The sequence below is a fragment of the Actinocorallia herbida genome, assembly GCF_003751225.1.
Lineage (GTDB): Bacteria > Actinomycetota > Actinomycetes > Streptosporangiales > Streptosporangiaceae > Actinocorallia > Actinocorallia herbida.
The window spans coordinates 5,883,560-5,908,777 of record NZ_RJKE01000001.1; the positions used below are offsets into that span (position 1 = coordinate 5,883,560).

Sequence of the window (25,218 nt, forward strand, 5' to 3'; positions counted from 1 at the left end):
ACCGACGCCCTGGTGCCGCGCCGCTGACTTCGTAGGGCGTGGAGCTTCACCAAATCTCCACATTCGGCACACGAAGCCCCCGCAGGGTTCTCATACGCTCACCTCCGTGGCAGCGCAGCGCATTCTCATCGTCGAGGACGACCCGACCATCGTTCAGGCAGTGGCCGAACGGCTGATAGTCGAGGGTTTTGAGGTCGCGACGGCCGCCGACGGTCCCGCCGGGGTGACCGTGGCGGCCTCCTTCTTGCCCGATCTCCTGGTGCTCGACGTGATGCTGCCCGGTTTCGACGGCCTTGAGGTCTGCCGCCAGGTGCAGGCGGCCCGGCCGGTCCCCGTCCTGATGCTGACCGCTCGCGATGACGAGACCGATCTTCTGGTGGGCCTCGGCGTCGGGGCCGACGACTACGTGACCAAACCTTTCAGCATGCGGGAGTTGGTCGCCCGGATCCGGGCCCTGCTGCGCCGCTCAGCTGTGACGGCCGCCGTCGCCCACGAGAAACTCAAGATCGACGAAGCCGCGCGGCGGGTCCATCTGGAGGGAACCGAACTCCATCTGACGCCGACGGAGTTCGACCTGCTGGCTTGCCTGGCCCGTGATCCCGGCACCGTGATGACCCGGTCCGTTCTGCTGGAAGCGGTATGGAACTGGGTGGGTTCGTCGGATTCCCGGGTGATCGACACCCATGTGAAGACACTGCGGCGCAAGCTGGGCACCTCCTGGATCCGGACCGTGCACGGCGTCGGTTACGCGCTGGATCGGCAGTGAGCTGGCCGCGCCCGCTCGACCCGCTGCGGTCGATCAAGATCAAATTTGGGGTGATCGCGATGTTCACCGCGCTCACCTCGGCGTTGCTCGTCAAATGGGGCTACTACATCGGTTTCAAGGGGCGAATCACCTTGCCGGTCGCTGTGCTCGGGTCAATGGCCGTCACCCAGTTGATCGCGCACGGGATGACCGCGCCGCTGCGGGAGATGACGGCAGCGGCCCGCTCCATGGCGAGCGGCCGGTACGACCGGAGGGTCCGCGTCACCTCCAATGACGAGGTCGGCGAGCTAGGGGAAGCGTTCAATACCATGGCCGCCGACCTGGCCGAGGTCGACCGGCAGCGGCGCGAGTTCGTCGCGAACGTCTCCCACGAGCTACGCACCCCCATCACCGCGCTCCGGGCCGTACTGGAGAACGTTGCCGACGGCGTGACCCCGGCCACGCCGGCGGTCCTGGAGGGCGCGGTCGGCCAGACCGAGCGGCTCGGACGCCTGGTGACCCAGCTCCTCGACCTGTCACGGGTCGACGCCGGAGCGGTCCCGCTGGAGCTCACGCACTTCGACGTACGGGACTTCCTGGCCGAGGTCTGCGCCTCCGCGCCCGTGGTCCTGGTGGTACAGGCCGGGCTGACGGCCCACGCCGATCGGGACCGGCTCTTCCAGGTCGTGGCGAACCTCGTCGACAATGCCTGCCGGCACAGCCCGCCCGACGGCGCCGTGACCGTCCGGGCCTCGATCGTCCTCACCGAGCTGGTCCTGGAGGTGATCGACGAAGGGCCCGGGATTCCCGAATCCGAGCGTCCCTGGGTCTTCGAGCGCTTCGTCCGGGGAGGCTCCTCCGACGGCGGCACCGGGCTGGGCCTGGCCATCGCCCGCTGGGCCGTCGACCTCCACCACGGCACCATCGCCGTCCTCGACACCGAAACCGGCTGCCACATCGGTGTGACCATCCCCCTTCACCACCGGAGAACCGCCATGCCCGCCGACTGGACCGCACCCGCGCCGCAACCGTCCGCGCCAGGACCCCATCCCGGCGATTTCGCGCCGGCCCTGACCCAGTTCATGAACGACACCGACGAGCGGGTCGCTCGTGCCTGGCCCGCCCCTTCCGGTCCTGCCACGCTGCGCGTGCTCCTGCCGGCCGGCGCGGCCGGAATCGCCGGAGCGACCTTTCTGAACGGCAAACCCGGCATCGGGGCGGCCCTGACGACCGTCGCCATGGTGCTCGCGCTCCTGCCGGTCCTGCGCGGCCGGCTGACCCTGCGCAACCGCACCGGGCTGGTCTTCGCGACCCTGGGCCTCGGACTGGTGCTGATGCCCGTCCTGCGCGACGCTCCTTGGCTGCTCGTGCTGACCACGGCGCTGGCGCTGCCCTTGCTCTCGTATGCGTTGGTCGGCGGACGGAGCTGGTTCGAGGTCATCGGCGGAGGGCTGACCCTGCCGGGCGCGTTGGTGTCCATGCTTCCGTGGTCCAGCCGGGGCATCGCCTCGGCGGCCAAAGCGGGTCGGGGCACGGGAACTGCCGCGTTCCGCACGGCGGGCTTGGCCGGTCTGCTGCTTCTGGTCTTCGGAGCCCTGCTGACCAGCGCCGACGCGGCCTTCAGCGAGATGATCTCGGCGCTCCTCCCGGACCTGGGCCTCGGTTCGATCCTGGCGCGCACCTTCTGGTTCCTGATCATCACCAGCCTGGTGCTGGCCTTCGCCTACCTCACGATCACGCCGCCCCGGCTCAAGGAACTGGCTCCCGCCCCCGGCACCCCTGCGGGCCGCTGGGCCTGGGCCGTGCCGCTCCTCTCCCTCAACCTGCTCTTTCTGGCCTTCTGCGCGGTGCAGGCCCGGGTCCTGCTCGACCACGCCGCCCTGCCGGCCGGAGTGTCCTACTCCTCATACGCCCGCCAGGGCTTCTTCCAGCTGGTCGTCGTCACCGTGCTGGTCCTCGCCGTGATCGCCATCGCGGTCCGGCACCGCCCCGTCTCCTCCGCGGCCCTGATCCGCCTCCTGCTCGGCGCCCTGTGCGTGCTGACGCTGGTCGTCGTCGCGGTCGCCCTGCGCCGCCTCTACCTTTACGAGGAGTCCTCCGGCTGGACCCGTCTGCGCCTGTGGGTCCACGCCTTCGAACTCTGGCTCGGCCTGGTCATCGTGATGATCACCGTCGCCGGAATCCGGATGAAGGCGAACTGGCTGCCCCGCGCGGTCGCCGCCACCGGCGCCGCCGGCCTCCTGCTCCTCGGCCTGATCAACCCCGACGGTTTCATCGCCTCCCGCAACGTCGACCGTCTCGCCCGCGCCGAGCGTGTCGTCGTGCCCTATCTCAACGGCCTCTCCGCCGACGCCGTCCCCGCCCTGGACCGCCTCCCCGAACCCCGCCGCTCCTGCGTCCTCCAAGAGATCGCCCGCGACCTGGAAAAGCCCGATGGCTGGACTTCGAAGAACCTTTCCAGAGAACGCGCCCGCCGTATCCTCGCCGAGCGCCCCGTCCTGCCCTGCAGATGACCCCGACGGCGGGCGGCTTCCGACTCGTGCGCAGACGATCGACCGGTCCGGCCGAGACCCGCGCGCGACGAACTCCGACCACGTCCACGGCGGCGTCCTCCCGATCACCGAAGCGGGCCGCGCCCGCGCCGACATCCACCACCTCGTCGGCTTCCAGGACCATCCGATCGGTCCGCTCCGGCGTGGGAGGGCGGCCTCCGACGCAGAGCTCGGGGCCGGGCCTCTCTCACCGGTTGCGGACTGTCACGGGCGGGGGATGATCCGCGCGACGTCCAGGACGTCGAGCTCCGCCAGGACCCGCTGGATCCGCTCGATCGCAGCGTCCTCGATGAGGTCGTCGGGCAGTTCCAGGTCCAGGTGGCACCCGCCCGTACCGGTCCCCGCTCCCGTGACCGGCTCCTGGCTCTCAGCCGCGAACTCCTCGATCAGCGCGTCTTCGACATCGTCCCGGTCAACCGTCAGACCTCTGAACACGATCTCGTAGAGCATTCACCACCTCCGCCGGTATCGACATCAGATCATGAGCGGCGGGAGCGAGGCCGTCACCAGTGACCACGAGCAGGGCATCGACCGAGGCTCTCGGCGGCTTTCGGTGCTCAGCGGCGGCGGAACGATTCGTCGTCGAGTTCGACGGTGTCCAGAAGCTTGCCCGTGTTGTCGTAGGCGATGACCTTGTCGCCCTTGTCAGGAGTGCGCAGGCCCCGCTCTTCGGGCAGGTGGACGTAGTAGCCCTGGAGCCTGCCGACCGGCTTCAACACCACCGGGAACCTCCGCCCGTCGTTCAGGACGATCTCGGCGGACGCGACCCGCTCATCCGCCACGCCCCACCACCAGAACCTCGGCATGAACGCGGTCGCCGCCGTGATCGCCTCTCCGGAGTAGAGGCGCTCGGAGGTGCCCTCCTGCGATTCCGAGACCGTGGTGAGCTGGATCAGGGATCCATCGATCGCAAGCCGCGCCCTGCCCTCTTCCCCGCCGGAGGTGTAGTCGAAGAACGGCACGGAAGAGGTCTGCACGGTCGGGCTCGTGTACCTGTCCAGGGTGTTCAAGCCGATCGTCTCCAGGGTGCGGCCCTTGACGCCCTTCAACCGGAGCTTGGCCTTGGCCAGGTTCACCCGGCCGGTCACCGGCGCCGACCAGAACCGCTTCGTCCCGCTCGCCCGGTGGATCCTGATCTTCACCGCCTTCTTGCCGACCAGCACGGCACCCGACCCGACCTTGCTCCTGAGGGAGCCGACCAGCACGTCCTTACCGCCGACCCGGAACACCCCGGCGGCCCCTCCGTGCTTGCCGCGGGGCCCCCACGTCCAGCCCGGCGCGGTGTCGAAGCAGGTGCCGACCTTGATCCGGTAGCAGATCTGGCCGCGCTTGGTCAGCCACAGCCGGTACGTCCGGGGCGAGGTGAAGGTGAAGACCTTCCCGGCCGGCTTCAGCTCGGGCGCCAGATCGGCGGGCAGCCCGGTACCTGCGAACGCCGTCCCGGGCGTACCCGCCACCAGAGCGGCACCGATCGCCACGCAAGCAGACCAGCGCACACGAGCCATGGCAAAACCCTCTTTACTCTCCGAAGTCGCCGCAGGCTATCAGGGCGGTGTGGGCTGCTATGGCTGGGGCGGGCGTGGAACACCTGAGCGGGTCGGCGTCCGGGCGGTCGGCGCGGTGGGGAGCGTTTCGGGGCGGTCGGTGTCGGGTTCATGGTGGGGAGAGGCGGACGGGCTGGGTGCGGAGGCCGCGGAGGACGGGGCTGGTCATACGGGTGGGCGGGCCGGCCGGGGACAGGTCGGGGAGGCGGCGGGCGAGGGCCTCCAGCGCGGCGCGGGCCTCCATGCGGGCCAGCAGGTGGCCGATGCAGTAGTGGATGCCGGTGCCGAAGGCCAGGTGGTCGCGGGTGTTCGGGCGGTCCAGCAGGAACTCGTCGGGCGACTCCCAGCGGGCGGGGTCGCGGTTGGCGGAGCCGAGCAGCACCAGGACCCGCGCGCCCGCCGGGATCGTCACCCCGGCCATGACGACGTCGGTCGTGGCGATCCGCAGCAGGCCCTGGGCGGGGCCGTCGAAGCGGAGCGCCTCCTCGACCGCCGCCTCCGCCAGCGAGGGGTCGGCGACGATCCGCGCCCACTGCTCCGGGCGGGCGAACAGCGCGGCCATGGCGCTGGAGACCAGGTTGGTGGTCGTCTCGTTGCCGGCGACCAGCAGCAGCACGCAGAACGTCACGAGCTCGGGGGCGGTCAGCGGCTCGTCGCCCTCGGCGGTCAGCAGGCTGATGAGGTCGTCGCCCGGCTCGCGGCGACGACGCCGCACCGTCCGGAGGAAGAACCAGCTGATGGCGGCCAGCCCGCGCATCATCCCGGCGCGGCTGCCGCCGGTGAACAGCCCGTCGATGAGCTGGTCGGACCACCGCTTGAAGTCCCGGTGGCGTTCGGCGGGGATGCCCATCAGCTCCGCGATGATCGTCGTGGGCAGCGGGGAGGCCAGGTCGCGCACCAGGTCGGCGGGGCCGCCGCGCTCGGCCATGCGCGCGACCAGTTCGTCGGCGACCTGCCGGATCCGGGGCTCCCACGCGGCGATCCGGCGCGGCGTGAACGCCTTGGCGACGCGGCGGCGCAGCATCGTGTGGTCGGGCGGGTCGGTGGTGAGCAGCACTCGCACCGACTGGACGCGCCGCAGCACCACGGCCGCCCACGGGGGCGCCGGGTTCGGGTTGAACGGGTCGTTGTCGACCGGCAGTCCCTGATGGGAGGAGAACCGCGCGTGGTCGCGCACGACGGCCATCACGTCCTCGTGGCGGCTGACGACCCACACGTCCGCGGCGGTGTCGTGGTGGACGGGCGCGTGCTCGCGCAGCCACGCGTAGTACGGGTACGGGTCGGCGATGGCCTCGGGCGAGGAGAGGCCCGTGTACGCCGGGGCGGTCACCGGCGCGCCCCGAGCGCGACCAGGAGGGTGGCGACCCACTGCCGGACGAACCTGTCGGCGTCCAGGTCGAACGGCCGGCGGCCGTACACGTTCGTCGTCACCCAGTAGTTCTCCATGGCGCCCAGCCAGATCGTGGCGATGGACTCGAAGTCCTGCTCGGGAAGCTGCTCGCGGACGGCCCGCTCGGCCAGCCAGCCGACCAGGAACCGGTAGGACCGCACGAACAGCCGCTCCCGGACGTCGGCCATCACGGCGGGGAACTGGTCTGATTCCTTCATCATCACGCGGATGAGGTCGCGCCAGCCGTCCATGAGCATGAGCGAGCCGCGCGCCAGCAGCGTGAGCTCCGCCTCCAGGTCGTCCAGCGCGAGCATGGGCGCCACGGCGAACCCGGCCTCGGCGATTTTGACGGCACCGTCCACGGCGGCGGCCATCACCTGCTCCTTCGACCCGAAGTGCGTATAGAGCGACCCCGAGTTCGGCGACAGCCCCGCCGCCTTCTCGATCGCCGCGACGGACGTCCCGGCGTACCCCCGTTCGGCGAACAACCTCAGTGACTCGGTGATGATCCGCTCGCGTGTACCGTCGGCCACGGCTACTCCAATCGATCACTTGGACAACCCGAACGTACGCTTGGTTCACCCAGCCGACAAGGCCCGCATCGCAGGCCTGGGCCGCCCGGCGAACGCCCTTGACGGGAGCGCGGGGAGTCGCCGCCTCGGTCGAGGCGGCGGGTAGGGCCGACGGCATGCGGCACAAAGTCGAAGACGCCGTGCGGGACTGGCTGGAGCACAACCGGGACCTGTCGTGGTGCCTCGACGTCGACCTTCGGCTACGCCACCGGGCGACCGAAGCGGAGCCCGCGGCTCCAGCGAGGAGGACGTGGAGCGGCTGCTCGCCGACCGCCTGAAACGCCAGCAGCGCTTCCTGTCCGGCCAGCGCCAGTACCTGTGGGCGCTCATCGACGAAGGCGTCCTTGACAGGTTCATCGCCCACCACGACATCATGCGCGGCCAGCTCGCCCACCTGCTGGAGCTGTCGGAGCTGGGCACCGTGGGCCTGCGCGTCGCTCCGCGCGGACGATTCCACGCGGGCCTGGACGGATCGTTCGAGCTGATGCAGTTCGGCGACGGGTCCCCGCCGATGGCCTATACGGAGGCCGTGTTCGGCTGGAGACTGGTCTCCGACGTCGCGGAAGTAGAATCGTTCGCGCTCCGCTACGACCGGCTGGGGAACCTCGCTCTGCCGGAAGACCAGACGCGAGACCTGGTCCGCAAGCTCCTGGAGACGATCTGATGTCAGCCCCCGTCTGGCGGAAGGCCAGCCGCAGCAACTCCCAAGGCCAGAGCTGCGTCGAAGTCGCCGGACTCGGTCGCGCTACCGTCGGGCTCCGCGACTCCAAGCACGTCCACCGCGGCCACCTCACCGTGTCCGCGCCGCAGTTCCGCGCCCTCCTCGGCTCGATCAAGGCCACCCGCTAGAGTCGCAGGGCCGCCGCGGCGGCCGGGCGCTCGACCGTCCGTGGTGGGTGCACGACCGGGGAGGGCCGGTGCTCGATGCTCTGCGGGCCCTTCGCTAGGCGGCGGTGGCGGCCTCCGATGACCGTCCCGCGACGTGGCGGGGCCGGGGCGTCTCGCCTGCGGAGATCCTGCGCTTCCACCGGCCGTACGGATATGACGAGGCCGTGCTGAACGACGGCGGCGCGCTGGTGGAGGCGCTGGAGATCCTCGTCCATGAGGGCCTGCTCGTTCGCGAAGGCTACGGGTACCGTGCGGTGCCCGATCCGGGCATCACCCAGGCGCATGCGGCGGTGCGCGTCGGCGCTCCTCCCTCCGCCGGAGTGATCGGTGCCGACGGGATGCTGACGGCCTGGAGGGACGGCGAGGCGGTCGAACTCGTCGACGCGCACGAGGACCCCGACTTCATGTTGTGCTGCCACGGCCCGAAAAGCGCCTGGGAGACACCGCACGGAATCGTCCTGCACCGGTACGGGCTCCACCTGGTGACCTGGAGCGGAGCGCGGCTGCCGCTCGGCGAAGGCTCCTACGAGAGCCCGGAGGCCGTCTCCGCGGACGGCCGCCGCCTCGCCGCCGTCAGCCGTGCCCCGCGACGGCGGGGTCGGGAGAGGGAACTCCACCTCATCGACCTGGTCGACGGAAGCCACGAGCACATCCGGACAGCGGAGGAATTGATACCGATCAGACCTGGTGTGCCCCCGTCAGGCACCCGGACCTTCGCCGTAGCGGAGGACGACCCCGCACGCGTCCTGATCCGGGACAGCCTGAGCGGGCCGTCCCGGACCTTCCGGCTGCCCGAACCCGTCCTCGGGGAATCGGCCGTCTGGGAGGACGACGAGCACCTCCTGCTCGACGGGAGTGCGCAACCGGGAATCGGGCATGCGGCCCGCGTCTACCGCCTGCGCAGCACCTCCGGGGCGTTCGAACGCGCGTCCTTCTGCGGCCCCGGCCACAGCTGTCCGTAACCACGGGGGAAGCTCAATAGCCGCTTGCCTGGTTCTGGGTTCGGTGGTCACGGCCCAGCCGGTACTCTAGAGCTTCGGTCCGGTCACTCGTAGTGTGTGCGGCAGGCGACTATCTGGACGGTGTCGGCTTCGATGGCGTAGACGATGCGGTGTTCGACGGTGATGCGACGCGACCAGAAACCTGCCAGGTTCTGCCGGAGGGGCTCGGGTTTGCCGATACCTTCGTAACCGTTGCGGCAGATGTCTTCGATCAGCCGGTTCAGCCGTTTGAGGGTCGCACGGTCGTTGCGCTGCCACCAGAGGTAGTCTTCCCAGGCCTCGGGTGTGAAGAGGATCTTCACTCGGACTCCGGGTCCCCGTCTTCGATGAGCTCACGCGGCTCGGCCTGGCCGCCACGCAGACTCTGGATGGACGCGGCGAGATGGCGCGCATTAGCGGGAATGCCGAGCAAGAACGCCGTCTCCTTCAGGGATTCGTACTCACGCAAGCTGATCACGACGGCAGGGTCGCGGTTTGGCCGGGTCACGATGATCTCGTCGAGATCTTCGGTGACGCGGTCCAGAGCTGCAGCCAGGTTCGAACGAAACTCGCTCGCGGACATCGGGTGCATCGTATCCCCTCCACCTAAGAGTGTACGTAATCACGTACATCGGCTGCAAGCTTGTCGTCGAGCGGATGCGTCCAGTGCCCTCCACCCTGGGCCCCCCTGCCGCACCCCGGGCAGGGGGAAGCCGACGATCGGACGCGCGAGCGCACCCCCGATGGCCAGGACGCTCATCCGGCACCATCCGAACCTGATCAACCTGGTGCCGGTGAGAGAACGGCCGAGCGGAACGACCAGGATGCCCGACTGCATCACGATCATTCAGCCCCAGCGTGGCGAAGCATGCATGCGGCAGCGATTTGGACATCACCCTAGGCAGCAGGTAGAGGGCGTCACCCGCACCCCTCTCCCACCCTCAGACCCCAGCCTGAGCCCGCTCAGCTCTACCCGAAATCGCGAAACCCGACTTAACTGACACGACAGAAGCACCCAAAGGCGACAAGCTCGCCCCTTCGCCGACCGGGGAAGGAAAACCGCTTCCGCTTCCCCCTCCATTCCCTGACACGGCGACGAACACGCGGCTACACCCTGACACCCGATACTCCGCGCAGGAATCGCCCACCCGCCGCTAACATTTTCGCTAACACAGGCGCCGCGCCAGTACACGCGATAAGGCCTCCACGAGACATGGATCCGCAGGTCAGCCTGCCCTCCATCGGTCGTAGCAATTGATCTTGTTGGCTGGTAGTTCTCTCGGCGAGCCGAGCCGGGGGGATCTGCTGTGGTGGTTGTGCGTCGAATGCCGACTTTGGAGGATCGGGAGGAGATTTCCCGGGGAATCGCCGAAGGGCTGGAGAACGGGCAGATCGCGGTACGGGTCGGCCGGTGCGCGAGCATCGTGTCGCGGGAGATCCGCCGGCACGGCGGCCGGGAGAAGTACCGGGCATAGCGGGCGGAGCGGGCCGCGGCGACGGACCGCGAACGGCCCAAGACGCGCAGAATGGATGCTGATCCGTACCTGCGGCTGGTGGTGGTCGAACTGCTCAAGCAGGGCTGGTCACCGCAGCAGATCGCCGGGCGCTTGCCGCTGGAGCACCCTGGCGAGGAGGCTGTTCGTGTGTCTCATGAAGCGGTCTACGCCTGGATCTACGCGCTGCCCAAGGGGGAGCTCGCCCGCCAGGGCCTGGCCCTGCGCTCGGGCCGCACCCGCCGCAAGCCCGCCCACGGTCGTGTCGGCAAGGCTCCGCGGATCGCCGGGATGCGGTGGATCGAGGAACGCCCCGCAGACGCCGCAGGCCGGCAGGTGCCCGGACACTGGGAAGGCGACCTGGTCATCGGCAAGGACGGCAAGAGCGCCGTGGGCACCCTGGTCGAGCGCGTCTCCCGGTTCGTCGTGCTCGTCCCGCTCGCCGCCCGCAACGCCACCACGGTCTCCGAGGCAGTCATCAACTCCGTCCAGGGCCTGCCCGAGGTGCTGCGCAGGTCGCTGACCTGGGACTGCGGCTCCGAGATGGCCGCCCACGCATCCATCACCCTCAAAGCAGACCTGCCGGTCTACTTCGCCCACCCCCACAGCCCCTGGGAGCGCGGCACGAACGAGAACACGAACCGATGGCTGCGGGAGTACTTCCCCAAAGGCACCACGATCACCAATGACCCGGACTATCTGCAGGCCGTCGCCGACGAGTTGAACAACCGGCCCCGAGCTATCCTCGGCTACCTCAAACCCAAAGAAGTCTTCGCCGAGCTACTGACCAGCAGAAATGCTACGACCGGCTGAGGGCAGGGGGAACACGCCGGGGTCGTTCACCTGAACTTCCCTGACCAACGCAGACGAACAGCCGGAGAAACATCATGGACTACGCGGCCAAAGCCGAGACACTGGGCCTGAGCTGGATTCTCGACGACCTCATGAAAAGACTGATCGGCGCCCAGCACGGCGTCGTCCTGTCCGCCGACGGTCTGCTCATCGGCCGTTCGAGCAGCCTGGACCGGGAACGCGGGGAACATCTGGCCGCCATGGCCTCGGCGCTCCGGAGCCTGGCGCGCTCGGTGGGCAGCACCTTCGACAAGGGGCGTGTCCACCAGACCGTGATCGAGCTGGAGGGAGGCTACCTCGTGGTCACCGAGGCAGGTGAGGGCGCCTGCCTCGCGCTCCTTGCCTCGGCCACCGCCGACCTCGGCATGATGGCCTACGAGATGAATGTGATCGTTCAGCAGGTGGGGCCGGTCTTCTCGACCAGACCTCGAAGCAGCATCGAGCAGCCCAGCCACAGCTCATGACGCGACCGGATGATTACTGGGCCATCGGCGACCCAGGACCGCTCGTCAGGCCGTTCGCCATGACCCGTGGAAGGGTCGGCAACAACACGCACAAACTCGACATCCTGACCCTCGTCACCGCCGTGCGCACGAAAGCCGACTTCTCCTCCTTCGACCGGGAATACGAGGAGATCCTCCAACTCTGCCAGCGGAGCCCGATCTCGATCGCCGAGATCTCGGGCAAGCTCAACCTCCTCGTGGCCGTCACCAAGGTCCTCGTCGGCGACCTGATCAACTCAGGGCATCTCATCTTCCGATCGGCACCGCCCTCCACCGAGCGGCCCGACACCTCTCTGCTTCAGGCGGTACTCGATGGAATTCGCGAACTCTGAGATCGGCATGGCCGACGGAGCACCCATTCGCGCGGTCAAGATCCTCGTCGCGGGCGGGTTCGGCGCCGGCAAGACGACCATGGTCGGCTCGCTCAGCGAGATCCGGCCGCTACGGACCGAGGAGCGCCTCTCCGAACTCGGGCTCGAGGTCGACGACATCGAAGGGGTGGAGGCCAAGTCCACGACCACCGTGGCGCTGGACTTCGGGCGCATCACCATCACTCCCTCGATCGTCCTCTACCTCTTCGGGACTCCCGGCCAGAACCGCTTCTGGTTCATGTGGCGGGAACTGTCCCGAGGCGCCCTCGGCGCCGTGGTCCTCGCGGACACCCGCAGGCTGGAGGACTGCTTCAACGCCATCGACTTCTTCGAAGCCGAAGGCATCCCCTTCATCATCGGCGTCAACTGCTTCGACGGTGCCGACATGTATGACGAACTGGAGATCCGCACCGCCCTGGACATCGACGGCCACGTCCCGATCTTCCTGTGCGACGCGCGCAACCGCGAATCGAGCAAGCAGGTGATGGCGATCCTCCTCGAACACGCCATCGCCCGCTCGGCCTCCGCAGCGAGCAAGTGACCGCAGGAGCAACTGCCCGGGTCTCTTCAGCGAATGGCTCACCCTCATGACCGCACTCCAGCGGGCCCGTCGGCCGGCGCCGGGGCTGGAACGCGCGGGCTTGCGTCGCCGTGCATGACTTCACGAGAGTCACCGGTCCGTCCAGCCGGGAACCTCCACCACGTTCCCAGCTTCTCTTCGAAGCCGGCGCCGCCGACACGGAACCCACCATGACAGGGGCCGTGATCCAATCGCGCAACGGAACCCTTAGCTCAACAGACCCTGGCGCGGGACTGTTCCGATGGGCGTAAGTTGCCTTTTCCTATCTCTTGCCGCTTTGGAACCGATCAGTATTCGGACGGATGGCCTGCGGCCTTCCACGACGCGGAAAGGGGTAGGTCAGGCGGGGGCTCCGTCGAAAAAGTCACGGAGGCCTCCCGGGGTGCAGCGGCCGATGACGAGTTGTTCCAGGACGCCCAGGCCTGTGCGGTCTCCCCAGGTCGCGCGAACGACCTGCTGGACATGGATCAAGTGGAGGGAGAGGTTGTCGAGGTCTGCGACGGGGAACTCCTCGGCGCCGACCGAGAGGTCGCCGTGCCAGCGGCCGTGCATCCAGTGCGGGTGGAGGTAGCCGGCGCCCCTCGTGCGGAACGTAAGAGGGGTACCAGTTCCACCGTGGGGTGTTCCTGTCCGGGGAGCATCAGGGTCGCGCCGTTCGAGCGGCGCAGGCCGGGGGCCCAGCGGATCGCGTACTCGGCGTGCGGCAGCTGCCGGATGCCGGCCTCCGGGCCGAGACGGGGTCGTCCGCTCCGATGACGGGGAGCAGGGCCGTAGTCCGGGACCAGGGACGGCCTTCGGTGTCCTCCATCGACATGAAGTACAGACGCTGATCGGCAAAGTTCAGGGGCGCCCAGAGAAAGAACACCTGGCCGGAGTGCACCAGGGGTGCGGCGGGTGCGGGGTCTCCGACGGCGACCTGACGGTCACCACACCGCAGCTGATGTTCCCCCGGTTTAACGGGGGAACATCAAGTTCATGTACGCCACGTAGCCCCTGGCCCGCGGTTCGACCGCCACGTCCTGAACGAACCCAGCCGCCGTTCAGGTCGCCGGCGTGTGAATCGGACGTGGGGGCGCCCGGGCCCGCCGTTGTGCGGTGGGTCCCGGGGCGCTGGTGTGGTGGGTCAGGTGCAGGTCACGATGAGGCCGGTCAGGACGGTGCAGGTCCAGGTGGCGGAGTTGTTGGTCGGGTCGGTGTCGCCGGGGGTGGCGAAGGTCATGGTGACGGTGTAGTTCCCCAGGGCGAGGAGGTTGACGGTCCGGGGGAAGGTGGTCGACAGCAGGCCGCCGGCCGGGACGTCGCTTTGCGGGCAGGTCTCGTTGTCGGCGCCGCCGGTGCATCCGGCGCCGATGGCGGACGTGAGGAGCCCGGAGGGGCTGACGGTCTTGGTCAGGGTGACGTTGGTGGCGGTGCCGGTGCCGATGTTGGACGCCCAGGCGTTGAAGTTCAGGGTCTGGGTGAGGGCCTTGTAGCCATAGCTGAGCTTGATGGCGCTCAGGTCGGGGGCGGCGGGGGTGACGGTGATGACGGGACCGTTGACCGCTCCGGTGGTGGAGCCGCCGGAGGTGTAGAACTGGGCACGGCTGGTGAACGTCCCCGCCGCCGTGGCGGAGTCGACGGTGACGGTCAGGTCATAGCTGAACGCCTGCCCGTTGGTCAGGTTCGGCAGGGCGAGCCGATCGACCGATCCGACCTCGGTGGCGGAGGTGAGGCCGCCGCTGAAGGAGGAGATGGAGGTGAAGGACGGCAGCGTCCCGGTGGTGCCGCCGGTCCCGCCGGTGGCGGAGACGTCGATGCGGGCGCCGGAGTAGTTGCCGTTGGAGGTCCCGCTGATGGTGATCGTGGTCGTGGTCGCCGCGGGGACGGTGGTCGGGCTCGCGGTCACGGTCAGGGTCGGATGGGCCGAGGCCGGGGCGGCGATCGCCACGATCAGGCCTCCGGCCAGCGCGAGCGCCGACAGCAGGGAACGCAGACGCATCAGGACTCCTTTTCTCGCCGGTTCGCGGACGGTCCGCGGGCCGGGATGCCGTGGGCGGTGGTGGACCGGCCCGCGCGACCGCGAGGCCGGGTCCGCGTATCACCGGCCGAAGCGTGCTCCGCGACGCGGCACCCGCCCGGTTCTTCGTTCGCGTTGCTCATCCGGGCACGTTCACAGGCCGGTGATCTGGAGGGCGGTGGTGCCGTCCTGGACGGTGAGGCCGCCGGGCAGCAGGCATTGCAGCGGGTTGACCAAGGGGTAGATCCAGGTGATGACGGCGGTGGCGCCGGTGAACTCGCCCGCCGTCACGGTGCCGACGGCGGTGTTCTGCAGGATCCCCGCGGTGTTGGTGAGGGTGCCGATGAGGCCGGTGAGGGTGGAGGTCCGCCCGTTGTTCCAGGCGACGACGAGCGTGCCGCCCGCGGGGTTGAGCTGGACGGCGTTACAGGACGCGCCGGGGACGGGGTAGGAGTACGGGCCGCCGGTGATGACGCCGGTGATGGTGGGGTCGGTGGAGATGCAGGAGGTGATGGTGTCGGTCTCGGTCGCGGTGACGTTCTGCGGGGTGAGCGTCAGGCCGGGACTGTAGACGACGTGGCTGGTACCGGTGCACGTGGTGGACGACGCCGCGTGGGCGGCCGACGCCGGCACCAACACCGCCGCGGCGACCGGCAGCAGCACCGCGGCCAGCGGCCCGCACCGATGCCTTCGGCGGGACGGAAGCGCAATGGGGGACATGAGGGGGTCTCCTCCGGTCTGTCCTACCGCAGGGCCGTACCCGACGGGCCCACGACCCTGACGATCATGGAAACAGACTGAAATTCTCACGCCCGCGGCCACTTGAACAGCAGCACACCCGCCAGACATCCCTTACCCGAACGGCCATGCCGCCGACCTGCGGCCAGCTGGTTCGGCAGGGCGGGCACGGGCCGGCTGTCGCTGATGCACGAGAACGAGATCTCCTACGCGGCGGTCCAGGGCGGCGGCGCCCTGGCGACCCTCACGCCCGACTGCGATGAGGCGAACCCGGACAAGGCTGCGAACCTGAGCGCAGTCGCCATGCCCCAGGACTCCGGCCTCCTGCTGCCCGGGCCCGCGACGATGGTGCCCGCGTGCCGATCCCCGCCCACCACGTCCCCTGGGCACCCACCACCATTTCCTGGCGCCCACCCTCACTTTCAGCGGCCAGCAGCAGATGGCCTGGCTGGTAGATCGGCGGGTACTGGGAAGGATGGCGGCCGGGTGCGGCGACACTAGGGGGACACGACCAGGGGAGCGGCGGGATGGCAGTGAAGGTGGGGCCGCTGGTGGCCGACGAGGCGCTGGTGGAGCTGTGGGATGCGCTGGACAGTGAGTCGACGTTCATGCTCGCGGCGCCCGGTGAGCGTGGCGCGGAGCTGCCGAGGTCGTCGTTCCGGGTGGTCGACTGGGACGGGCCGGTCGCGACCGGCCTGGCCGATGTGCAGGTGATGCCGTTCGCGCGGGTGCGGCACCGCGGGCAGCTGCGCATGGGTGTGCGGGCCTCGCACCAGGGCCGCGGCGTCGGCCGCCGTCTCCTTGAGGCCGCGGTGGAGCACGCCCGGCACGCCGGGCTCCGGAAGGTCGAGCTGACCGTCCGCGTCGACAATGCTCGCGCGATCTCGCTCTACCGCAGCGTCGGCTTTCAGGTCGAAGGCCTGCGGCGTGCGTCCATGGCCGTGGACGGAGACCTCGTCGACGAGCACTTCATGGCGTTGATCCTGCACTGACGGCGAGCCGACAGCGGCGTGGGCGGGGATGAGCCCGTCATGGCGAGGTGGGGGGCGGCTGGTGGCACACGTAGTGGTGGCGGTCGTCCAGGACCGCCAGGAGCTTGCCTCCGTTGTTCTCCACGACCCGCCGGGAGGCGAGGTTGCCCGACCGGCAGACGATGACGACCGGGTCGACGCCCAGCGCGAACGCCAGGGGCAGGGCCGCGGCCGGCATCCGGCTGGCGTGGCCCTGGCGGCGGCGGGTCGGCCGGATGGCGTACCCGATGTGGTTGTCGTGCATCTCGCCCGGGTTAAGGTCGGGCCGGATGGATATGCGGCCTATGTACTGGCCGTCGACCACCCACCAGAACACGCGGATGTAGGAGCCGGCGTGGGTGCGCTGCCAGGGCAGCGTCCCGGCCGCCAGATCCGAGACATAGCGGGACAGAACCTCATCGGAGCGCAGGTCGCTGACGTCCAGGCCGTCGGCGGTCAGGCCGTAGGCGAGGCCGATCTGCACGTCATCGGTGAACACCCACCGCTGCGCGTGCTCCAGGACCTCGATCCGGTGGACACCGCCGTCGACGGCCTCACCGAGGTACTGCGGCCCGCCGATGAACTCCAGCGAGCGCCATTGACCCGACCCGGAGTCCAGGCCCGTTTTGACAAGATCGTGGTAACGCATCCGCCGGCTCTAATGCCTCCGCGCTGGCCGTCCGGCGCGGCGACCTGAGGCCTCCTACGGGCGTGGGGCCCTACTCGCCGCCTGCCGGGGGTGCGCGGGGTCACCAGCGCTCTTGTACAGGTCTTCTTCGAGCAGGCGACGAGTCACGTGCCTGAGCACGTCCTCGATCGCATCGGGCGCCAGGGGCCGCAGCAGCACCATGATCTGCTCCACTTCCTCGGCGGGCTCGGCCCTGTCGGCGAGCGGCAGGTGCGACGTTGCGGGTTTCGGTGTCCGTGCCTCGTCGGGAAGACCCAGCTCGACAGCGACCCGCAGCGCGATCTCCACGACCCACGCCTCCCTGTCCTTGCTCTGGTCGAAGAGGCCGGGCCATCGCTCCTCGACGCGGAGCTTCGCGGCGTCGCCGATCAGATGCATCTTCTCCCGGTAGAGGACATCGCGTGCCTGCCGCACGCTGGGCCGATCCCCTCCCGCGTTCGGGGGATGCACGAGCTGCGCCCACCGCGAAGCGAGGCGCACGGCCTCCTCGAACGCCTCGAAGCGGGACGTGCGGCGTTGGGAGGACTCGGCCTGCTCGGAGTACGGAACCTGGGAGGTAGGCATGCGCCCATCAAACCCTCCACCCCGGGCGAGCGGCAGGCGTTCCGCTCATCTGCGGTAGAGGCCCTGCCACGACAAGAGCCGAGGTTATCTGGGGTGCCGTAGGACCGTCTTTCATGTCTGCCATGTAGGGCTTGAGCGACGTAGGGGACAGAAGTCTCGGGGCTCGTCCACCATGTAGTTCATGTATGCCACGGAGGCCCTGATGCAGGGCCCGACCGGCCGTGTCCCTGAACAAACCACGGAAGTGTACGCAGCGGCTTTGGAGGAGTGGCAGGGCTTCCACGAACCAGATGAGGACAGGACCACCTCCCGCGGGGCTAGGGGCTTGAGGAATGTCGGAACGGAGTCCCGTTGCGGGCGGGGCCCGTTCACCGGGGACCGGTGCGGGTGGGGCGGGTGTGTCTCATGACCTTGTGTGTCGTGCTGCGGCGGACCATGATCGGGGCCATCTGGCCGCGATGGGGGTGCCATGGCCGCGGGGAAGAAGCGTCGTAAGGGTGCGGCAGGGAGTGGACGAGCGCCTGGGCGGGGCGGTTCGGGCCGACGTCCTTCCCCTCCTTGGTGGAAGACCCGCGAGTTCGTCTTCATCGTGATGGGATCGCTCGTCGGCGGGCTGGTCAGCTTGGGCGCGACGGTCGGGCAGTCCTACATCAGCAGGGAGCTGCGCCTTAACGAGCCCTTGCCGGCAAGCCGTCCGGCGGGCGAGGCCCTGCGCGTGACCAAGGTGACCCAGCAGATCATCGACGGCCAGAGCTGGGCGTTCGCGGGACACATCGACCTCGCCGATCTGGCCGAACTCAACGGACTCGACGAGAACCCGAGCGTCGAGTTGCCCGGCAGGGAGTACATGCGCAAGCGCGGGGCCGTTGATGTCGGCAGATCCGAGATCGAGCTGGAGATCGAGGGCAACCGGCCGGGACCGGTTCGGGTCACCGGGATCACCGCGGTGCCCGAATGCCGGGAGCCGCTGTCCGGCACGCTGTTCGTGGACAAGAACCAGGGCGGCGACGCCGTCCTGCCCATGGGGTTCGACCTGGCACAGGAGCGGCCGGTCGCCCGGCTCGTCAAAGAGGGCCCCGATGGGTGGCCCCGCCTCGGAGACCCCTACTTCGAGAAGCAGAAGGTGACCCTGGACCAGGGCGAGCAGGAGACGCTCTGGATGAGCGTGCTGACCGACACCGGCTTCTGCGAGTACCGGCCCATGCTGCGGTGCAGCTCCTGGCGGTAGCCGAAGGTACCGAGAACGGTCGCGTCGGCGGCGGGATCGACGGACGGCGGCGGTGCGGTGAGGGACATCGTGGCTCCCGGGGGCAATTCCTGTCGGTTGACAGATAGATATGAGCCGCTTGTTTCCGCCCGCGCGTCCCCTCCGTTCCCCACCCGGAACGCTCACCTCACCGGGCATGTGGATCGAGCACGCGCCCGCGCTGTGCCAGGATCATGGGACGGGCCGGGACGAGCAGGTGGGCCGGGCCGAGCGGGCGGGCCGGGACGAGGTGGCTATGGAGAAGCGAGGGGTGGGCAGGCCGCGCGCGGTCGAGCGCGCCGTGACGGGGCTGTCGCCGCGCGAGGAGGTCCTGTCGGCGGCCGCCGAGCTGTTCACGGTGCGCGGCTACACCGCGACCACCACCCGCGAGGTCGCCGAGCGCGCCGGGATCCGGCAGGCGTCGATGTACCACTACTTCAAGGGCAAGGAGGCGATCCTCGCGGAGCTGCTGGAGAGCACCGTCCGCCCGTCGCTCGAGGCCGCTCGCGCCCTCGCCGCCGCCGACGCCCCCGCCGGGGCCCGCCTGTGGGCGCTGTGCCGCAGCGACGTCGCCCTGCTGTGCTCCGGCCCGCACAACCTCGGCGCCCTCTACCTGCTGCCCGAGGCCGACCGGATCGAGGGCTTCGCCGAGCTGCGGGCCGCGCTGAAGCACGCCTACGCCGATCTGCTGGCCCCGCTCACCACCGGCCTGCCCGACCGGGACGTCCGCGCCGACCTGGTGTTCGCGCTGGTCGAGGCCGTCATCCTGATCCGCCGCGACCGCCCGGACGCCGATGTCCTCGCCGAGGCCACCGCCGACGCCGCCCTCCGCGTCGCCGGCGTCCCCGAAGCCGACCTCCCCGCCCTCCGCACCACTGCCCTGGCCCTCCTGTCCGATTTCTCCTCACCCCCGATCTAGACCCGTTTCGTCGTCGCTTCACCACCGCCCCTCCGAGACGACGCGTGCTTCCGCCGGAGATCCCCCAGCGCGCTCCCGTCCCACCCGGCCCGCACCGCCGAAGCAGCCCTTCACCGCCCCCGCACGACCGCTCTATTCCGCGGCGGGCGGCGGGGTTACGCTCGCCGTACAGGCCGGAGCGGAAGGAGCCGCCGATGGAGGACATCAGGTTCGCCTCCGTGCTGCGGCGCCTGCTAGACGAGCGGTACCGCGGCAACCGGCGCGAGTTCGCCCGGCGGCTGCACATCTCGGAGTCGGCCCTGTCGCAGTACGTGCGCGGCAAGGCCACGCCGGGGCTGGCGATGCTCGTCGCGATCGCCCGCGAACTCGACGTCAGCCTCGACCTGCTCGTCCTCGGCGTCGACCGGGAACCGGCCGCGCCCGACTACGGCGAGTTCGTCGCGCACCTGGAGTACGCGTTCAACCGCAGCCGCGCCGAGTCGGCCAGCACCCGCGACTACGTGGCCCGCGTGGGGGCCGCGCTCGCCGAGCAGATCGAGGGCGTCGTCAAGGCGACGCTCGCCGAGGCCGCCCCGCGCGGTCTCACCACCGCCGAGATCATCCGGCTGGAGGGACACAGCCGGACGACCCGGATCGCCACCGCCGACCTCGGCTCCGACATCGTGCTCCTCGGCTTCGACCCGGCCGCCCCCGACGGCGCCCAGTCCGCCGCCGGGCCGTTCACCGGGGTCGTCACCGGCAACATCAAGAAGGGCAGGACCTACACCTACGCCATTCCCGAGGGCGCGGAATGGCGGTTCAAGGCGACGAGGCTGCGGCAGGTCGTCGCGCTGGTGGGCGGGCTGAGCCTGGCCGCCGTCGACCGGCACCTGCGGTTCCACGAGTCGGCGCGCTCGCTCGTGCCCGGCTTCGTCATCTACGACACCGACCCCGCTTCGGCGGCCGACGACCCGCTGTTCGAGCGGATCGCCGACTTCACCGATCCCTCGACGGGACGCGTCGTCCTGTCGACCAGCTACACCGACCAGATCTATGTCCCCGTCGAGCCGAAGTACCACCAGCGCGTGGTCGCGGACTACGAGGAGACCGTCAGGTCCGGCCCCCGGCTCACCTTCGCCTGAGCCCCATCCCACCGGAGAGATCCCATGTTCGACCCGTGCGTGTTCACCCTGCCCGCGACCGTCACCGGCAGCGCCGCCGACCGTGCCCTCGGCCGGGAACTCCTCGCCGCCTGGCGCAGCGACGGCCTGTTCCTGCTCACCCTCGACCCGTCCGCCGCGCCCGCCGTCGACCACGCGCTGACCGCGGCCCGCAGCTTCTTCGCGCTCCCGGCGTCGTCGAAGCGGTGCTACACCGACGACCGCAGCTACAGCGGATACGCCGGCTCCGGCGAGGAGATGACGGCGGGCCAGGCCGACCACTGCGAGGTCTTCACCGTCTGCAAGGACGTCCCGGACGACGACCCGCGCGTCCTGGCCGGGCTCCCCTGCCACGGCCCCGTCCCCTGGCCGGGCCTGCACCACCGCCGGACGATCACCGCCCTGATGAGGGGCCTCGGGGACGTCGGCGACCGCGTGCTCGCCCTGGTCGCGCTGGGCCTGAGCCGGGACCCGTCGGTCTTCCTCGACCTGACCCGCGACGGCTGGCACCACCTGCGCTCGCTCCGGTACCCCGCGACCTCCGAGGAGACCGGTCACGGCCTGGGCGTCCACACCGACTACGGGATGCTCGTGCTGACCGTCCAGGACGACGCGGGCGGCCTCTACGTCCGGCCGCCGGTCCCGGGCGAGCCGCGCGGCCGCAACTGGCTGCCGGAGGAGTCCACGGCCGGGGTGTACGAGGACGTCGAGCCCTGGCACCACGTCACTCCCGTGCCCGGCACGATCACGGCCTTCCCCGGCGACATCCTGCAGTTCCTGACGGGCGGCGACCTGCTGTCGACCCCGCACCAGGCGAAGCTGTCGGCCCGCGAGCGCCACTCGATCGCCTACTTCCACGAGCCCTCCTTCGACGCCGAGTTCACGCCGCTCGACGGCGGCGACCCGCTCCACTACGGCACCCACTTCACCCAGATGTTCCTGCGCTGCTACCCCGACCGGCCGACCACCCTCCGGATCCTGCGCGAGGACCGGACGGCCCTGCTCCGCCCGGTCCCCGCCCTCCCCTGATCCCCCCGATAGAGGAGCGGGCCGCCACCTGCCCTGTGGTGGCGGCCCGCTCCCCCCGCATTCCTGAGCCGGATGTCAGAGCCGGATGTCGACGTCGCTCCAGCGGATCTGCTCGATGTCGGGTTCGGCGGAGAACAGCCGGCGGATCAGGCCGATGCCGGTGACGATCGCCCAGCTGCCTTCGAGCAGGAGGAAGCCCCATGCGCGGCCGTCCAGCGCCAGCAGCGCCAGAATCCCCGAGCCCACGACGTTGAGGACGAGATACGGATAGGAGTCCTGCCCGGTCAGCTTCACCTGTGCGGCGATGTAGGCGAGCAGCACGCACAGAGCACCGATGATCTGGATGGATTCGAGCATGGGGGGTCTTCTTTCGCGCTGCGGTTCCCGCTGGGACCCGGGCCGGCCGGTTGTCGGCGGCTGACACAAGGTTGCTCCCGAACGAGGTTCGGGGCATCGGACGCCTGACCGAACCCGGCCGCGCAATCGGGGAACCCCGCGATGGCCGTTCCGGCGACCCCGCTACGTCAAATGACGTAGCTCTGATGATCACGCGGTGTTCCCTCTTGAGAACAGCGGCCCCCAGATTTACCGTGAATCATGGAAAATCGCCGGGACGACCGCCTTTCCTCGCGTCTCGTGGCCCTCGCGGTGCTCGGCTTCCTTCTCTTCTCTCCCCCGCTCCTCATGATCTTCGATCACGGGCGCCTCTTCCTCGGCGTCCCGCTCGTCTGGGCCTACCTGTTGACCTGCTGGGCCGTCCTCATCGTGTCGATCGCGCTCCTCACGTCGCGCCGAAGTCAGGGGTAGGCATGCTGGGAGACACCTTCGTCACCGTCGTCGCCGGGGTCTACCTGCTGTCGCTCTTCGTCGTCGCCTACTACGTCGACCGGCGCGCGGCCGCCGGCCGGAGCATCATCAAGAGCGGCACCGTCTACGCGCTCTCGCTGGCCGTCTACGCCACCTCGTGGACCTACTACGGCGGCGTCGGGCAGGCCGCCACCTCGGGCCTCGGCTTCCTGCCGATCTACATCGGCCCTACCCTCATGTTCGCGCTCGGGTGGGCCGTCATCCGGAAGATCATCCGGATCAGCAAGCGGCACCGCATCACCTCGCTCGCCGACTTCATCTCCGCCCGCTACGGCAGCAGCACCACGCTGGGCGCGCTGGTGACGGTGCTGACCGTGGTGGGGCTGCTGCCGTTCATCGCGCTCCAGCTGAAGACCGTCTCCAACAGCTGCGAGATCATCCGGCTGCATCCGCGGGTGCCCACCAAGTACGAGCTGGCGCACGTCTCGTTCGTCCAGGACACCGGCCTCTACCTGACGTTCCTGCTGGCGGCGTTCGCGATCTGGTTCGGCACCCGCCGCCTGGACGCCTCCGAGCGGCACGAGGGCATGGTCGCAACGATCGCGATGGAGTCCGTGCTCAAGCTGATCATCTTCCTGATCGCGGGCGCGTACGTCGTGTTCGGGGTGTTCGGCGGCTTCGGCGACCTGTTCGAGCTCGCCGAGGCCACGCCCCGCACCGCCGCGATGCTCACCGCGGGCGGCAACGGCGGCTCCTACGGCACCTGGGTCTGGCTGATCCTGCTGTCGATGCTCGCGGTGATCCTGCTGCCCCGGCAGTGGCAGGTGACGTTCGTGGAGAACACCGACGAGCGGCACCTGCTGCGGGCGATGTGGCTGTTCCCGCTCTACCTGCTGGTCATCAACCTGTTCGTGCTGCCGATCGCGCTCGGCGGGCTGCTGCGCTTCGGCTCGCACAGCGCGGTCGACCCCGACACGTTCCTGCTGGCCATCCCGCTGTCGGCGGGCTCGGACCTGGTGACGCTGCTGGTGTTCGTCGGCGGCCTCAGCACCGCCACCGGCATGATCATCGTGGAGACCGTCGCGCTCAGCACGATGATCTCCAACTACCTGGTCCTGCCCCTGCTGCTGCGCACCCGCTCCCGCGAGCGCGCCGACCTGACGCCGACGATCCTCGGCGTCCGGCGGGCCGCGATCATTGTGATCATGGTGGCCAGCTACGTCTACTTCCGGACGTTCGGCAGCGGCCTCCCCCTGGTGAGTTTCGGCCTGCTGTCGTTCGCCGCGGTCGCCCAGTTCGCGCCCGCGGTGCTCGGCGGGCTGTTCTGGCGGTACGGCACCCGGCACGGCGCGCTCGCCGGGCTCTCCGCCGGGTTCGCGGTCTGGGTGTACACGCTGCTGCTGCCGACCTTCGACAAGGCGGGCTGGCTGCCGGGCGCGCTCACCGACCAGGGCCTGTTCGAGCAGGACTGGCTGCGCCCGCAGGCGCTGTTCGGGCTGTCGGGCATGGACGAGATCAGCCACGCGATGTTCTGGAGCATGTTCGTCAACGTCGGGCTGTACGTCGCGGTGTCGCTGGCCGAGCGGCCGAGTGCCGCCGTCCTGGCCGACGCCGCGGTGTTCGTCGACGCCCTGGACGACACCACCGGCACGCGCCGCTGGTACGGCCGGGTCACGGTCGGCGACCTGCGGATTCTGGCGGAGCGGTTCCTCGGCCCGGCCGGGACGGCACGGGCGTTCACCGAGCACGGCGTCCCGCCGAACCGGGACTCCGAGGCCGATCCCGAGCTGGTCCAGCACGTCGAGACGCTGATGGCCGGGGCGGTCGGCCCGGCGTGCGCCCGGTTCGTCATCGCGTCGGTGACCCGCGAGGATCCGATGCCCGCCGAGACCATCAAGGAGATCCTGGACGAGGCGTCCCAGGTGGCGGCGCTGGAAGAGCGGCACCGGCTCGCCCGCGAGCTGCACGACTCGGTCTCGCAGGCGCTGTTCTCGATGAACCTGCACACGCGGGCGCTGGAGCTGGCCGTCCAGCGGTCGGACTGGGAGCGCAAGGACGCCGTCGCGCCGACCCTGTCGGAGCTGCGGGCGCTCACCCAGAGCGCGCTGTCGGAGATGCGGGCGCTGATCTTCCAGCTGCGTCCCGGCACGCTCCACGAGGAGGGCCTGTCGGCGGCGGTGAAGCGGCACGTCGCCACGGTCGCGGCCCGCGAGGGCATCGCGATCGAGGTGGACGCCCCGCCCGACCGGCTTCCGCTGGCGGAACGGCCCGAGCAGGACCTGTTCCGCATCGTGCAGGAGGCCGTGCACAACTCGATCAAGCACGCCTCGCCGAGCCGGATCACGGTCCGGCTGCGAGAGGAGGACACCGCGCTGACGGTCGAGGTCGGCGACGACGGGGTCGGATTCGATCCGGGGGCGCCGCATCCGGGCCATCTGGGCCTGGACGGCATGCGGGAGCGCGCCGAGCGGCTGGGCGGCCGGCTCGACATCGCCAGCTCCGCCGGAGGGTCCACCGTCCGGGCCGTTATCCCGGGGTGCTTGCACCCGCCCGAACCGGGCCGAGACGATGTGGGAACCGCAGCCCTGGAGTGATGAACAAGCCATGCACAA

At 69.8% G+C, this 25,218-nt stretch carries 27 protein-coding genes and 1 pseudogene; 16 read left to right on the plus strand and 12 right to left on the minus strand.

The genetic code is table 11. The features are described from left to right. The first annotated feature begins 106 nt into the window (after nucleotides 1–106). Both EDD29_RS46470 and EDD29_RS26690 read left to right on the plus strand, forming a co-directional pair. Complete coding sequence (locus EDD29_RS46470; protein ID WP_211359922.1) at nucleotides 107–766, plus strand: response regulator transcription factor; 660 nt, start codon at nucleotides 107–109, stop codon at nucleotides 764–766. Further along, on the plus strand, nucleotides 763–3,258 hold the full coding sequence (locus EDD29_RS26690) for a DUF4153 domain-containing protein (protein ID WP_211359923.1): 2,496 nt from the start codon (nucleotides 763–765) through the stop codon (nucleotides 3,256–3,258). The genes EDD29_RS46470 and EDD29_RS26690 overlap by 4 nt, the downstream gene beginning before the upstream one ends. A 243-nt stretch (nucleotides 3,259–3,501) precedes the next feature. Here the strand turns inward: EDD29_RS26690 and EDD29_RS26695 are convergent, their stop codons facing one another. The 4 genes from EDD29_RS26695 to EDD29_RS26710 form a co-directional block, all read right to left on the minus strand. Then, nucleotides 3,502–3,747: a hypothetical protein gene (locus tag EDD29_RS26695; protein ID WP_123667020.1), complete on the minus strand. Its 246-nt coding sequence runs from the start codon at nucleotides 3,745–3,747 to the stop codon at nucleotides 3,502–3,504. A gap of 107 nt (nucleotides 3,748–3,854) precedes the next feature. Beyond that, nucleotides 3,855–4,775, minus strand: a complete 921-nt coding sequence (locus EDD29_RS26700) for a hypothetical protein (protein ID WP_123667021.1) — start codon at nucleotides 4,773–4,775, stop codon at nucleotides 3,855–3,857. Between the two features lie 175 nt (nucleotides 4,776–4,950). Then, on the minus strand, nucleotides 4,951–6,171 hold the full coding sequence (locus EDD29_RS26705) for a cytochrome P450 (protein WP_123667022.1): 1,221 nt from the start codon (nucleotides 6,169–6,171) through the stop codon (nucleotides 4,951–4,953). Continuing rightward, complete coding sequence (locus EDD29_RS26710) at nucleotides 6,168–6,764, minus strand: TetR/AcrR family transcriptional regulator (RefSeq protein WP_123667023.1); 597 nt, start codon at nucleotides 6,762–6,764, stop codon at nucleotides 6,168–6,170. Before EDD29_RS26710 ends, EDD29_RS26705 begins: the two co-directional genes overlap by 4 nt. Before the next feature lie 217 nt (nucleotides 6,765–6,981). Between EDD29_RS26710 and EDD29_RS26715 the strand changes: the two genes are divergently transcribed. The 3 genes from EDD29_RS26715 (at nucleotide 6,982) to EDD29_RS26725 (ending at nucleotide 8,653) form a co-directional block, all read left to right on the plus strand. Further along, on the plus strand, nucleotides 6,982–7,467 hold the full coding sequence (locus EDD29_RS26715) for a DUF5753 domain-containing protein (protein WP_281280949.1): 486 nt from the start codon (nucleotides 6,982–6,984) through the stop codon (nucleotides 7,465–7,467). After that, nucleotides 7,467–7,652: a DUF397 domain-containing protein gene (locus tag EDD29_RS26720; protein ID WP_123667025.1), complete on the plus strand. Its 186-nt coding sequence runs from the start codon at nucleotides 7,467–7,469 to the stop codon at nucleotides 7,650–7,652. The genes EDD29_RS26715 and EDD29_RS26720 overlap by 1 nt, the downstream gene beginning before the upstream one ends. A 104-nt stretch (nucleotides 7,653–7,756) precedes the next feature. Beyond that, the gene (locus tag EDD29_RS26725) at nucleotides 7,757–8,653 is read left to right on the plus strand and encodes a hypothetical protein (RefSeq protein ID WP_123667026.1); all 897 of its coding nucleotides are present in this window, start codon (nucleotides 7,757–7,759) and stop codon (nucleotides 8,651–8,653) included. 83 nt (nucleotides 8,654–8,736) lie between these two features. On the opposite strand, the gene EDD29_RS26730 is transcribed toward EDD29_RS26725, so the two are convergent. Then, the gene (locus EDD29_RS26730) at nucleotides 8,737–8,994 is read right to left on the minus strand and encodes a Txe/YoeB family addiction module toxin (protein ID WP_123667027.1); all 258 of its coding nucleotides are present in this window, start codon (nucleotides 8,992–8,994) and stop codon (nucleotides 8,737–8,739) included. Beyond that, a complete protein-coding gene (locus EDD29_RS26735) occupies nucleotides 8,991–9,254 on the minus strand; it encodes a type II toxin-antitoxin system Phd/YefM family antitoxin (protein ID WP_246053044.1) in 264 nt (87 codons plus the stop codon). Before EDD29_RS26735 ends, EDD29_RS26730 begins: the two co-directional genes overlap by 4 nt. Before the next feature lie 742 nt (nucleotides 9,255–9,996). Here EDD29_RS26735 and EDD29_RS26740 point away from each other — a divergent pair. From EDD29_RS26740 to EDD29_RS26755, 4 genes and pseudogenes are all read left to right on the plus strand, one after another. Continuing rightward, a pseudogene (locus tag EDD29_RS26740) lies at nucleotides 9,997–10,977 on the plus strand (IS30 family transposase). Nucleotides 10,978–11,051: 74 nt separating this feature from the next. Next, entirely contained in the window at nucleotides 11,052–11,480 is a 429-nt protein-coding gene (locus EDD29_RS26745) for a roadblock/LC7 domain-containing protein (RefSeq protein WP_123667029.1), read from the plus strand. Further along, the gene (locus EDD29_RS26750; RefSeq protein WP_123667030.1) at nucleotides 11,477–11,851 is read left to right on the plus strand and encodes a DUF742 domain-containing protein; all 375 of its coding nucleotides are present in this window, start codon (nucleotides 11,477–11,479) and stop codon (nucleotides 11,849–11,851) included. Before EDD29_RS26745 ends, EDD29_RS26750 begins: the two co-directional genes overlap by 4 nt. Then, nucleotides 11,832–12,431 carry a GTP-binding protein gene (locus EDD29_RS26755; RefSeq protein ID WP_123667031.1) on the plus strand — a complete coding sequence of 200 codons (600 nt, stop codon included), beginning with the start codon at nucleotides 11,832–11,834 and terminating at the stop codon, nucleotides 12,429–12,431. The genes EDD29_RS26750 and EDD29_RS26755 overlap by 20 nt, the downstream gene beginning before the upstream one ends. A 378-nt stretch (nucleotides 12,432–12,809) precedes the next feature. On the opposite strand, the gene EDD29_RS26760 is transcribed toward EDD29_RS26755, so the two are convergent. The 3 genes from EDD29_RS26760 to EDD29_RS26770 all read right to left on the minus strand — a co-directional run bounded on the left by EDD29_RS26760 (nucleotide 12,810) and on the right by EDD29_RS26770 (nucleotide 15,186). Then, nucleotides 12,810–13,022: a hypothetical protein gene (locus tag EDD29_RS26760; RefSeq protein ID WP_123667032.1), complete on the minus strand. Its 213-nt coding sequence runs from the start codon at nucleotides 13,020–13,022 to the stop codon at nucleotides 12,810–12,812. A 571-nt stretch (nucleotides 13,023–13,593) separates the two neighbouring features. Further along, complete coding sequence (locus tag EDD29_RS45740) at nucleotides 13,594–14,448, minus strand: DUF11 domain-containing protein (protein WP_123667033.1); 855 nt, start codon at nucleotides 14,446–14,448, stop codon at nucleotides 13,594–13,596. A 171-nt stretch (nucleotides 14,449–14,619) separates the two neighbouring features. Beyond that, entirely contained in the window at nucleotides 14,620–15,186 is a 567-nt protein-coding gene (locus tag EDD29_RS26770) for a hypothetical protein (RefSeq protein WP_148086106.1), read from the minus strand. 545 nt (nucleotides 15,187–15,731) lie between these two features. Here EDD29_RS26770 and EDD29_RS26775 point away from each other — a divergent pair. After that, entirely contained in the window at nucleotides 15,732–16,196 is a 465-nt protein-coding gene (locus tag EDD29_RS26775; protein ID WP_123667035.1) for a GNAT family N-acetyltransferase, read from the plus strand. 37 nt (nucleotides 16,197–16,233) lie between these two features. Here the strand turns inward: EDD29_RS26775 and EDD29_RS26780 are convergent, their stop codons facing one another. Together EDD29_RS26780 and EDD29_RS26785 are read right to left on the minus strand one after the other, a co-directional pair. Further along, complete coding sequence (locus EDD29_RS26780) at nucleotides 16,234–16,863, minus strand: GNAT family N-acetyltransferase (protein ID WP_123667036.1); 630 nt, start codon at nucleotides 16,861–16,863, stop codon at nucleotides 16,234–16,236. A gap of 54 nt (nucleotides 16,864–16,917) precedes the next feature. Next, complete coding sequence (locus tag EDD29_RS26785; protein WP_123667037.1) at nucleotides 16,918–17,466, minus strand: hypothetical protein; 549 nt, start codon at nucleotides 17,464–17,466, stop codon at nucleotides 16,918–16,920. Between the two features lie 592 nt (nucleotides 17,467–18,058). Here EDD29_RS26785 and EDD29_RS26790 point away from each other — a divergent pair. The 4 genes from EDD29_RS26790 to EDD29_RS26805 all read left to right on the plus strand — a co-directional run bounded on the left by EDD29_RS26790 (nucleotide 18,059) and on the right by EDD29_RS26805 (nucleotide 21,799). Continuing rightward, nucleotides 18,059–18,694 carry a hypothetical protein gene (locus EDD29_RS26790; RefSeq protein WP_123667038.1) on the plus strand — a complete coding sequence of 212 codons (636 nt, stop codon included), beginning with the start codon at nucleotides 18,059–18,061 and terminating at the stop codon, nucleotides 18,692–18,694. A gap of 175 nt (nucleotides 18,695–18,869) precedes the next feature. Next, entirely contained in the window at nucleotides 18,870–19,631 is a 762-nt protein-coding gene (locus tag EDD29_RS26795; protein WP_211359925.1) for a TetR/AcrR family transcriptional regulator, read from the plus strand. 194 nt (nucleotides 19,632–19,825) lie between these two features. Continuing rightward, the gene (locus EDD29_RS26800) at nucleotides 19,826–20,752 is read left to right on the plus strand and encodes a helix-turn-helix domain-containing protein (protein WP_123667039.1); all 927 of its coding nucleotides are present in this window, start codon (nucleotides 19,826–19,828) and stop codon (nucleotides 20,750–20,752) included. A 24-nt stretch (nucleotides 20,753–20,776) separates the two neighbouring features. Next, nucleotides 20,777–21,799 (plus strand): 2-oxoglutarate and iron-dependent oxygenase domain-containing protein, encoded by a 1,023-nt coding sequence (locus EDD29_RS26805; RefSeq protein WP_123667040.1) that lies wholly within the window; start codon nucleotides 20,777–20,779, stop codon nucleotides 21,797–21,799. 75 nt (nucleotides 21,800–21,874) lie between these two features. Here EDD29_RS26805 and EDD29_RS26810 read toward each other — a convergent pair whose 3' ends face one another. Then, nucleotides 21,875–22,156, minus strand: a complete 282-nt coding sequence (locus EDD29_RS26810) for a CBU_0592 family membrane protein (RefSeq protein WP_123667041.1) — start codon at nucleotides 22,154–22,156, stop codon at nucleotides 21,875–21,877. Nucleotides 22,157–22,396: 240 nt separating this feature from the next. Between EDD29_RS26810 and EDD29_RS26815 the strand changes: the two genes are divergently transcribed. Both EDD29_RS26815 and EDD29_RS26820 read left to right on the plus strand, forming a co-directional pair. Continuing rightward, a complete protein-coding gene (locus EDD29_RS26815; protein WP_123667042.1) occupies nucleotides 22,397–22,606 on the plus strand; it encodes a hypothetical protein in 210 nt (69 codons plus the stop codon). Between the two features lie 2 nt (nucleotides 22,607–22,608). After that, nucleotides 22,609–25,200 (plus strand): histidine kinase, encoded by a 2,592-nt coding sequence (locus EDD29_RS26820; RefSeq protein WP_123667043.1) that lies wholly within the window; start codon nucleotides 22,609–22,611, stop codon nucleotides 25,198–25,200. Nucleotides 25,201–25,218 lie beyond the last annotated feature (18 nt).